Source organism: Occultella aeris (assembly GCF_902703175.1).
In the GTDB taxonomy this organism is placed as follows: Bacteria; Actinomycetota; Actinomycetes; order Actinomycetales; family Beutenbergiaceae; genus Occultella; species Occultella aeris.
Genome location: NZ_CACRYJ010000064.1, coordinates 64,568 through 74,377 on the forward strand (window position 1 = coordinate 64,568; position 9,810 = coordinate 74,377).

Here is a 9,810-nt window from a genome sequence, read left to right on the forward strand (position 1 = left end):
GTCGTGGGATCGCTCACCGGCTCCGCACCGCCCGCAGCGACGGGTGTGCCCCGGCAGCGACCATGTCCTTGACGGCGGCCCGCGGGTCGCCCTGAGTCACGATCGCCTCCCCGACGAGCACCGCGTCCGCGCCCCAGCGGGCATAGTCCATGAGATCGTGCGGACCCCGGACCCCGGACTCGGCGACCCGGACGATCCCGTCCGGGATCCGCGGGGCAAGTTCGGCGAACACCTCGCGGCGGACCTCCAGGGTGTGCAGGTTGCGGGTGTTCACCCCGAGCAGGCGGGCGCCGGCATCCACGGCTCGGTCCACCTCCTCGGCGGTGTGCGCTTCGACGAGCGCGGTCATGCCGAGCGAGTGCACCCGTTCGGTGAGCGAGGTGAGCACGGTCTGCTCGAGGGACGCGACGATGAGGAGCACGATGTCCGCGCCGTGCGCCCTGGCCTCCCACACCTGGTACGGGGTGACGATGAAGTCCTTGCGCAGCACGGGCACGTCCACGGCCGCCCGGACGCCGTCGAGGTCGGCCAGGGACCCACCGAACCGGCGGCCCTCGGTGAGCACGCTGATCGCGGACGCCCCACCTGCCTCGTAGTCCGCGGCCAGGCCGGCCGGGTCCGCGATGTCCGCCAACGCGCCTTTGGACGGGCTGGACCGCTTCACCTCGGCGATCACCGTCACGGCATCGTCCTTGGCGAGCGCGTCGAGGGCGTTCTTGGCCGACGGGCGGGCCGCCGCCTGTTCCTTCAACTCCTCGAGCGGAGTCGCCGCTTCCCGGACCGCCAGGTCCGCCCGGACCCCGGCCACGATCTCCTCAAGAACGGTCACCATCCGCCTCTCCCTTGCTCGGCCACCATCGTATGCCGAAACCTCCGGCGCCCCGGACGCATCTCACGGAGGGCGTCGTCGGTGCCTCAGACCGGGGAGAGATAGGGCGCCAGTGCGGGCAGGTTGCGCAGCACCGTGAACGCGAGCAGGCCGACGCCGAGCGCCATCCACACCCATGCCGGCGGCCGCAGGACGGGCTCAGAACGCCAGACCCGCACGAGCCACCAGACCCAGCCCAGCGCCACGATCGGCAACGCGATCGTGAGCATCGGGTTCGCCGTCCACGCCCCGGCCAGGTCGCCGGTCGCGAGCGAGTGCGTGGTCCGCAGGCCACCGCAGAACGGGCAGAACCACCCCGTCAGCCGCAGCATCGGGCAGAACCCGTAGCCGCCTTCGTGCGGGTCCACCAGCGCGAGCAGCGCGGTGCCGGCGGCCACCGCGACACCGACGAACACCGGCGTGCGCCGGTCCCGGGGCGGCGCCGCGGCCTCGACGCTCACCCGTAGAAGCCCTGGGAGAGGGAGACGAGGATCCAGAACACACCCGCGATGATGGCCAGCACCCCCATGACCAGGCCCCCGGTCGCGGAGCCTCGGTTGGTCGCCTGGCCGGCGTCGGCGGCGAGGCGGCCCTTGTTGCCGTTCACGATGGCGCCGATGCCGAGGCCGATGCCCACGAGCGGTATGCACGCCAGGAAGAACCCGACGATCCCGAGCACGAGAGCGGTGGTGCCGAGACTGTTCCGGTGCGAGGCCGCCAGGCCGTACCCGTACGGGCTGACGCCGTAGGGCGACTGCGGCTGGCCGTACTGCTGTGCGCCGTACTGGGACTGTGCGCCGTACTGGGGCTGTGCGCCGTACTGGGACTGGCCGTACGAACCGGGTACCTGCGGGTCCCAGGGCTGTGGCCCCTCCACGAACGCCCGGTCCTCGTGCGAGGGGACCGGGTTCGACCCGGCCGCGCCGTACGGGTCCTGTGACTCGTAGGGGTTGACACCACCGCTGGACGGTGGCACGGGTGGGTAGGACATCGCAGGCTACGCGGCCCGCCCCGAGTTCCGCTCGAGCTGGCCGTAGCCGAGGGCTCGCAGGATCGCGCTGGCGACGCACCCGATGACGACGACGGCGCCACCGATGATCCCGAGCGTCAGGTTCTGCAGGATGAACGCGATGCCGACCACGAGGGAGCCGACGACGCCGCCCCAGAACAGGGTCCAACCGGCGATCGTGCGGCCGTGGTTGGACGGCGCGGCGGTCGGCAGGTTCTCGGGGGCGTAGTGCCCGCCCGCCACCGAATCCTCGGAGTGCCGGGTGGATTCGGTCATGGCTTCGTTGGTCATGGTGCAGTGGCCCTTCGCGGTGGTCGTGCTCGGCGCGACCAGACTACCGGTCCGCCTCCTCGCTCGGGTCCTCGCCGCGGCTCAGCGCGTCCCAGTCATCCATCCGGGCGGTCCGGGCCGACCCGGCGGCCGGCGTCGCGATCGGCCCCGGCGCACGTGGTCCCGGTGCCACTGCGTCGACCGCCGCTGGGTCGGATCCGCGCTCATAGCGGCGACCGACCCGGCCCCACTGCCCGACCAGGAACGGCAGGGCTATCCCGAGGATGAGGATCACTGCGGCCACAGCGAGCGCCAGGTAGGGCAGGGCGGTCACGGCCGGCTCGCCGCTGATCTCGCGGACCCCGATCAGTTCGCCCGCGGCGGCCTGCGCCGGGGTGGCCGGGTCCTGCAGGAACGCCAGCACGGCCACCAGCGCCGCCGCTCCGGCGAGGGCAGCGAGCACTGCCGCCAGCATCCGCACCACCCAGCCCGACAGGCCGAGGGCGAGCGCGGCCGCGAGCACGACGAGCGCCACGGACGGGACCACCGGTGCGGCCGCGGCGCCGCCCACGCTGACGGTCTCGGTCCCGAGCGTGCCCGCCACCGGCGCGCTGACCCAGGTGCCCAGCGTGGTGACCAGGAGGGACGCCCCGGCCACGAGCAGGATCAGCACGGCCGGACCGCGGCCGAGCCGTCGGCGCCTGAACGCCGGCGTCACGGCGCGATCGCTTCGATACCGGCGGCGATCTGCACCGCCCGCACCGCTGCGGCGGCCTTGTTCCGGCTCTCCCAGTACTCCGTCTCCGGCACCGAGTCCGCCACCAGTCCCCCGCCGGCCTGCACGCTCGCGACGCCCCGCGAGATCAGCGCGGTCCGGATCGCGATCGCCATGTCGAGGTCGCCGGCCAGGTCGAAGTAGCCGACCGTACCGCCGTAGATACCGCGGCGGGCCGGCTCCAGCTCGTCGATGAGGGCGATCGCCCGCGGCTTCGGCGCCCCGGACAGGGTGCCTGCCGGGAACGTCGCCGTGAACACGTCCACCGCCGTCGACTCCGGTCGGAGCCGGCCGTTGACCGTGGAGGACATGTGCATGATGTGGCTGTACCGCTTGATCTCCATGAACTCCACGACGGCGACACTGCCGGGCTCACAGACCCGGCCGAGGTCGTTGCGGGCGAGGTCCACGAGCATCAGGTGCTCGGCGCGTTCCTTCGGGTCCACGAGCAGCTCGTCGGCGTGCTCGCGGTCCTGTGCGGCATTCTCGCCGCGCGGGCGCGAGCCCGCGATCGGGAAGCTGACCACGTCCCGGCCGGTGACCTTGACGAGGGTCTCCGGGCTGGAGCCGACCACGTGGTAGTCCCCCTCGCCGTCGGCCCCCGGGTCGCCCAGGTGCAGGAAGTACATGTACGGGCTCGGGTTGATGGTCCGCAGCACCCGGTACACGTCGAGCGGGTCCGCGGTGCACTCCAGCTCCAGGCGCTGGGACAGCACCACCTGGAACACCTCACCCTCGCGGATCGCCTGCTTGGCGGCTAGGACGCCGGCCTCGAAGTCGGCCCGCTCGGTCCGGAACCGCAGCTCCGGTTCCCGCGCCGCCGCGCCGTCGAGGGTGACCATCGCACGGGACGGGGCGGGGGCCACGAGCGCGGCGGCCATGGCGTCGAGCCGGGCGACGGCGTCGGCGTACGCCTCGTCGACCCGCTCGTCGGTGTCGTCGAAGTTGATGGCGTTCGCGATCAGCCAGACGTCGCCGGTGTTGTGGTCGACGGCGGCCATGTCCCCGACGAGGCACAGCGCGACCTCGGGGATGTCCAGCTCCTCGCGGGCCAGCCGCGGCAGCGTGGGTTCCCAGTGGTGGATCACGTCCCAGCCGAGCGCACCGACGAGCCCGCCGGTCAGCGGCGGCAGGCCCGGCAGAGCCGGGGTGTGCAGCACCCGCAGGGTCTCCCGGAGCACGTCGAGGACGTCACCGGTGCGGGGCACCGCGACCGGCACGTCGCCGTACCAGTGCGCCTGACCGTCGGCCTCGCTGAGGATCGCCCGGGAGGATACCCCCACGAACGACCACCGCGACCAGACGCCGTCCGAGGCGGCCGACTCCAGGATGAATGTGCCGGCCCGGCCCGAGGACAGCCGGCGATACAGCCCCACCGGGGTGACGTCGTCGGCGAGGATCCGGCGCACCACCGGGATCACCCGGCGCTCTTCAGCGAGGTCGCGGAACCCGGCGCCGGAGGGCCAGGTCTCGCCCCAGGACAGCTTCAGCTCGCCGCCCGAGTCCGCCGCGACGTCGGACTGCGCGCCGGTCATCGTCCGGCCGCCGGGGTCCGGCCGCCGACCACGGCGCCGAGGTCCCCGCCCGCCTCGAAGCAGGTCCGGGTTCCGGTGTGGCAGGCCGGGCCGGTCTGGTGCACCCGGACCAGCAGCGCGTCGCCGTCGCAGTCCAGCGCCACCGAGCGGACGTGCTGGGTGTGCCCGGAGGTGTCGCCCTTGCGCCAGTACTCCTGCCGGGACCGGGACCAGTACCAGGCCCGGCCGGTGGTCAGGGTGCGGCGCAGTGCCTCGTCATCCATCCAGCCGACCATGAGAACGTCGCCATTGGCGTCATCCTGCACGACGGCGCAGACGAGGCCGTGCTCGTCACGCTTCAGCCGGGTCGCGATCGAGGGATCCAGGGCGGAGGGGTTCACGTCGGACACGCCCTCGATCCTCCCACGCCCGGGGCACGTTCACGGACCCCCGCGGGGCCTCACTCGCTCGCCGAGATCCACGTCGCGTGCATCCGTGCGTAGACCCCGCCGGCGGCCACCAGCGTCGTGTGTGGGCCGAGCTCCACGATCCGGCCGGCGTCCACGACGACCACCAGGTCCGCGGCCTCCGCCGTGGACAGGCGGTGCGCGATCGCCACCGAGGTGCGCCCCTGGGTCAGTTCGGCCAGGGCCCGGCTGATCCGGTGCTCTGTCGCCGGGTCGACGGCGGAGGTCGCCTCGTCGAGGACCAGCACGTCCGCGTCGGCCAGGTAGGCGCGCGCAATCGCGACGAGCTGCCGTTCGCCGGCGCTGAGGGACTCGCCGCGCTGCCCGACGTCGGTGTGCACACCGAGCGGCAGCGTGGCCAACCAGTCGCCCAGGCCGAGGCGCTCGAGCGCGCCGACCACGCCGTCCGCGTCGATGTCCGGCCGGCCGTAGGCCACGTTCCCGGCGATCGTGTCATCGAACAGGAACCCCTCCTGCGGCACGATCACGACCCGCGAGCGCAGATCCGCGAGCGCGATCTCACGTAGGTCCACATCGTTCAGGCGCACCGACCCCGCGTCCGGATCCATCATCCGGGTGAGCAGCTTGGCGAGCGTGGTCTTGCCCGACCCGGTCTCCCCGACCACGGCCACGCGGGCGCCCGCGGGGATCGCAAGGTCGATGTCGTGCAGCACTGCGGCCGCCGTTCCGGGGTAGGTGTAGGTGACGTCCGTGAAGTCCAGGGCCGCCGGCCCGCGCGGCCCGGCCGGGGTTGGCTCGTCGGGCTCGGTGATGTCCAGCGGCGTGTGCACCACCGAGATCACCCGACGCCACCCGGCTACGGCGTTCTGCAGCTCGTTCAGGACCTCGGTGGCGGACTGCACCGGTCCGGTGAAGATCTGCACGAGGAACAGGAACGCGAGCAGTCCTCCCACGGTGAGATCGCCGTCGATCCCGAGCAGGGTGCCCACGACCACGACGGCACCGAGCGCAAGGCCGGAGAGCAGCACGCCCGAAGAGAACGCCAGCGACGCGAACGCCTGCGCCCGCACCGCAGCGTCCCGGTGCTCGCCGATGGCCTCGTCCATGCGGCGCTGGGTGCGGGCACCGGCGCCGTAGGAGCGGATCGTCTGCGCACCCACGATCGACTCCGAGATCCGCCCGAGCATGGCCCCGACCCGCAGGCGCACGGTGCCGTAGGCCACGTTCAGGGCCTTCTGCGCCTTCGGTGCGAGCACGATCATCGGCGCGAACGCGAGCCACACCACCACCGTCAGCTGCCACGAGTAGAACAGCATCGCCACGGTCGCGCCGGCGATCTGCAGCACGGACAGCACGAGCTGCATGCCGCCCCACTGGACGAACAGGGAGATGGTGTCCACGTCGGAGGTCACCCGGGACACCAGCGACCCGCGCCGCTCCGTGTTCTGGGTCAGCACGGACAGGTCGTGCACGTGCCGGAACGCCCGCACCCGCAGCTGCAGGAGCCCGGCCTCCGCCGCGCGGAACAGGCGCACGTTCACCCATGTGGTGCACGCCGCCGCGCCGAGCAGCCCGACCGCGGCGATCCCGCACAGTCGCAGGACCAGGCCGACGTCCACCCCACCCGGGGCGAGGATGCCGACGTCCGTGGTCTGTTGCACCACGATCGGGACGATCAGTCGCCCGGCGGTGGCCAGCACGGCGAGGGCGAGGGTGACGCCGATGCCCGTGCGCATCGCCGGCGAGAGAGCCAGGCCCGCCCTGAGGGTGCCGAGCACCCCGAGCGAGGAGGTGCTCTCGATCCGGGCGCTGGTTCCGGGGGTCGTGGCGCTCATCGTGCCACCTTCCGTTCGTGCTGTTCGTGCAGTTCGTGCCGTTCCTCGCGACCGCGTTGGTAGGCGGTGACCAGGCGCCGGTAGCCCCTGTCGCGGCCGAGCAGGTCGGCGTGGGTGCCGGCGTCGACCACGCGGCCACGCTCGACGTGCACCACCGAGTCGGCGAGCCCGATCGTGGCGGTGCGGTAGGCGACCAGGATGACCGTGACGTCCCCGGCGCTGCGGCGCAGCCCGGCCAGGATGGCCTGCTCCACGAGCGGGTCGACGGCGGAGGTCGCGTCGTCGAGGATGAGGAGCCTCGGGCGCCGGATGAGCGCGCGCGCGATCGCCAGCCGTTGTCGCTGACCACCGGAGAGGGACGCGCCCCGTTCGCCGATGACGGTGTCCAGGCCATCGGGCAGCGCGGCGACGAAGCCGTCGGCCTGCGCGATCGCCAGCGCGGCCCAGACCTGCTCGTCGGTGTATCCGCGACCCCGCCCTTCGCCGTCGGGCTCCACCTCGTCGGCGAGCGTGACGTTGCCCCGGACGGTGTCCTCGAACACGAATGCCGACTGCGCCACCAGGGCGATCGCGCCGGTGCGGCCGGAGTCGGTGATCTCCCGGGCGTCCCGGCCGTCGTAGCGGACCACCCCGGCCGAGGGGTCCCGCAGCCGCGCGATGACGTCCACCAGCGTCGACTTGCCGGAACCGGTGGACCCGACGATCGCGACCGTCCGGCCCGCCGGAACGGAGAACGTGACATCGGTGAGCAGGTCCGCCTCGGTGGCCGCGCCGTCGGCGTCGTGGCTCGGCACCCGCACGCCGACGCCATCGAGATCCAGACGCAGACCCTGGTCGGCTCCGGCCGCGTCGCCGAGCCGGTGGCGGCCCGCGCCGAGGTAGCCACGGGCGTCGATCACTCGCGAGACCCGGTCGTGGCCGACCAGCGAGCGCGGCAGATCACCCAGGACGAAGCCGATCGCGCGGACCGGGAACGTCATCACGGTGAGCAGATAGGCCGTCGTGATGACGGCACCGGTGTCCACGACGCCGGCCGCCACTCGCGTCGCGCCCACCGCGAGGACGCCGAGCGTGGCCAGGCCCGGGAGCAGGTCGATCACCGGGTCGAACACGGACCGGATCCGCCCGACCGCGATGTTCGCGTCCCGCAGGGTGCGGCTCGCGGAGGCGAAGCGCCGCTCCTCGAAGTCCTCGGTGCCGAGGGCCTTCACGACGGCGGCCGCCTCGAAGCTCTCGTGGGCGACGTCCGCGACGACCGCCCGCTGGTGCTGAACATGGGTGATCGCCGGACTCATGTAGCTGCGGTACACGGCGTTCACGACGAGCACCATCGGGAGCACGCTCACCCCGATGATGCCGAGGACCGGGTCGGCGACGATCATGGCGACCCCGGCGACGATGATCATCACGAGCACCCCGAGTGCGAACGGCAGCGGCATGAACACGCCACCGGCGGCCTCGGCGTCCGCGTTCGCGTTGGAGAGCAGTTGGCCGGCCGGGTGCCGCCGGTGCCAGGTCATCGGCAGCCTGAGGTACTGGCGGGTGACGGCGCGCCGGTGCCCGGCCTGGACGTCCAGGGCGCCGATCCCCGCGTAGATGCGGCGCAGCGCCACCGCGACGGCGGTCACCGCGCCGATCAGCAGGAGCCCGAGCCCGGCCAGCCAGATGGACCCGGTCGACACCCCGGACCCCTGGATCGCGGGCAGCACGACGCCGTCGGTGATCCGGCCGAGCAGCCAGCCGGAGGCGACCAGGCCGATGCCGTAGACCACGCTCGCGATGATCGCGATGGTGAACGTGCGCGGTTGCGAGGCGATGCCCCGGCCGATCAGGAGCAGGGAGCGTCGGACGGCGCCGCCGGACAATGCGTGAACGGGCCGGTCGTCGGGGCTGGACATGGCGGGGTTGCCGTCTCCGGCGGGTTCTGCGGGCACTGGCCCAAGCCTACCCTCGCCCCAGGCCCCAACCTCCGACCCCGCCCACCTCGACCTCACCTGGTACGCATGGTCGAACGCAACCTTGCAACGTTCCATAGCGAGGTTGAAACGTTCGAAGGTTACGTTGGGTCGAGGGCCATCCGGACCTCGGCGGGGATGTGGCCCTTTCGGTAGACGTCGACGGCGGTGTATCGGAGCAGTGTGGTGCCCTTGCGTCCGAGAGCGATCCGGTTCTGGCGGGTGCGGTCGCCGTAGAGCGCGTCGGGTTGTGCGTGCACGGACCTGCCGTCGATCTCGACCAGGACCCACGAACCGTCAGCCCGGATCCAGCCGAGGTCGCCACGTGCCAGGAAGGTTCCGTGACGGTTACGCAGGATCACCTGCAGGTCATCCGGCGGGATGCCTGCGTCGTGGCAGTCAAGGCGGGCATGTGTCTCCACGGGCGATTCGGCCCTGCGGTCGACCAGCGGCCACCACTCGTGCAGCCGAGCCGCACCGCGTCGGCCGCGAACGCGCTCACGGACCACCGACAAGGACCTGTCGGTCAGTTGCCCTCGGTTCAGGGCGGAGTCGAGGACCGCGACCGCGGTATTGCGATCCAGCTCGGGCAGTGCCTGGACGAGCGCCGTCGGCACATCGGCGACGAGACGTCCGGCGAGGTTGATAGTGCCAAGAGTGCTCGAGAACCTGCGAACGCGGATCGTCTCGGGGCCACGCGCGAAGCGGCCGGCCGGGAGCGCCACCTCGGGCATGATCCGCTTGGGCAGCCCCCAGACGCCGTGCAGCGCGAGCGCGCACAGGCCGACGGCGATGGCTTCGGGACCCAACCCGAGCATCCCGATCCACGCCGACTGAATCCGCGCCCAGTCCAGAGGATCGACGTCCGGGTCGATGTACCCGGTGTCATAGACCGATCTGGCTATCCGCCGCCACAGCCCAGTTCGGACGAGGTTCGTGATCCGTTGCGTCGACAGTCCGAGCACGACGCACTGGGACGTGCTGAGCAGCCCCGCCTGCCCGCGCGCCAGTTGCAGGGCCTCGGCTGGCTGCCCGATCGGCTTCATGGCCCCACCCCAGCACTTCACCGCCGCCCCTGATCGCACCCTGTGGACGAACGCCACCGCTGCTGGCTCAACCGCAACCACTGCCGGCTCCAACGCAACCTTCAAACGTC

General features: G+C 72.3%; 10 protein-coding genes. All 10 read right to left on the bottom strand.

Annotated elements, in window-relative coordinates; translation table 11 throughout:
* Positions 1-13 precede the first annotated feature (13 nt).
* A complete protein-coding gene (gene trpC / locus HALOF300_RS22600) occupies positions 14-829 on the bottom strand; it encodes an indole-3-glycerol phosphate synthase TrpC (RefSeq protein ID WP_156743163.1) in 816 nt (271 codons plus the stop codon).
* An 86-nt stretch (positions 830-915) separates the two neighbouring features.
* Entirely contained in the window at positions 916-1,329 is a 414-nt protein-coding gene (locus tag HALOF300_RS22605) for a DUF2752 domain-containing protein (protein ID WP_156743150.1), read from the bottom strand.
* Positions 1,326-1,859: a DUF4190 domain-containing protein gene (locus tag HALOF300_RS22610; protein WP_156743151.1), complete on the bottom strand. Its 534-nt coding sequence runs from the start codon at positions 1,857-1,859 to the stop codon at positions 1,326-1,328. The genes HALOF300_RS22605 and HALOF300_RS22610 overlap by 4 nt, the downstream gene beginning before the upstream one ends.
* A gap of 6 nt (positions 1,860-1,865) precedes the next feature.
* Positions 1,866-2,153, bottom strand: coding sequence for an HGxxPAAW family protein (locus HALOF300_RS22615; protein WP_156743152.1), 288 nt, complete (start codon positions 2,151-2,153; stop codon positions 1,866-1,868).
* A 58-nt stretch (positions 2,154-2,211) separates the two neighbouring features.
* Complete coding sequence (locus HALOF300_RS22620) at positions 2,212-2,865, bottom strand: Trp biosynthesis-associated membrane protein (RefSeq protein ID WP_197522779.1); 654 nt, start codon at positions 2,863-2,865, stop codon at positions 2,212-2,214.
* Entirely contained in the window at positions 2,862-4,457 is a 1,596-nt protein-coding gene (locus HALOF300_RS22625; RefSeq protein WP_156743154.1) for an anthranilate synthase component I, read from the bottom strand. Before HALOF300_RS22625 ends, HALOF300_RS22620 begins: the two co-directional genes overlap by 4 nt.
* On the bottom strand, positions 4,454-4,846 hold the full coding sequence (hisI, locus tag HALOF300_RS22630; protein ID WP_156743155.1) for a phosphoribosyl-AMP cyclohydrolase: 393 nt from the start codon (positions 4,844-4,846) through the stop codon (positions 4,454-4,456). Before hisI ends, HALOF300_RS22625 begins: the two co-directional genes overlap by 4 nt.
* Before the next feature lie 50 nt (positions 4,847-4,896).
* Positions 4,897-6,699, bottom strand: coding sequence for an ABC transporter ATP-binding protein (locus tag HALOF300_RS22635; protein WP_156743156.1), 1,803 nt, complete (start codon positions 6,697-6,699; stop codon positions 4,897-4,899).
* Positions 6,696-8,633, bottom strand: coding sequence for an ABC transporter ATP-binding protein (locus tag HALOF300_RS22640; RefSeq protein WP_231955699.1), 1,938 nt, complete (start codon positions 8,631-8,633; stop codon positions 6,696-6,698). Before HALOF300_RS22640 ends, HALOF300_RS22635 begins: the two co-directional genes overlap by 4 nt.
* A 122-nt stretch (positions 8,634-8,755) precedes the next feature.
* Positions 8,756-9,700, bottom strand: coding sequence for a type IV toxin-antitoxin system AbiEi family antitoxin domain-containing protein (locus HALOF300_RS22645; RefSeq protein WP_156743157.1), 945 nt, complete (start codon positions 9,698-9,700; stop codon positions 8,756-8,758).
* Between the last annotated feature and the right edge of the window lie 110 nt (positions 9,701-9,810).